This window comes from Candidatus Cardinium hertigii, from assembly GCF_050864855.1.
In the GTDB taxonomy this organism is placed as follows: Bacteria; Bacteroidota; Bacteroidia; order Cytophagales; family Amoebophilaceae; genus Cardinium; species Cardinium hertigii_C.
In genome coordinates this window covers 1-371 of the sequence record NZ_JBOZWW010000082.1, presented here as the reverse complement: position 1 = coordinate 371, position 371 = coordinate 1, and the positions used below count along the sequence as shown (strand labels likewise).

1 protein-coding gene is annotated in these 371 nt (G+C 34.2%); it reads right to left on the bottom strand.

The window, feature by feature from the left end:
- Positions 1–371, bottom strand: a 371-nt coding sequence (locus ACRRVB_RS05020; RefSeq protein ID WP_432466856.1) for an SH3 domain-containing protein, incomplete at both ends; no start/stop codon positions are given.

Here is a 371-nt window from a genome sequence, read left to right as displayed (position 1 = left end):
AACCAAATACCAAAAGGAAGAAACATCCCTTTAAGTTCTGCAGAACAGTCGTTATAGTATGATAGCCCTCCCCAACCATAAGGTCTCCCTTTCAAGCTATTTATTAATTGAGCAAAATTTCTTGGTGATGACTTTATAGGTATATATGCTGCGTGTGTTGGATTAACTACCACATCTGATAAAAATGCTTTTCCTTCTTTATCAGTTATAGGTACAGACAAGATCAGTTTGTCCATTATACCACTACGTGCCGGAAATAATGTTCCGATATAAGCTATTGTTAAAAAATTTCCTTGTTGATTGACTAAAGGTGTATCTGTTTGTATAATTGCAGCAATATTTTCTTGTGCAACAGATTTCCATTTTTCAAT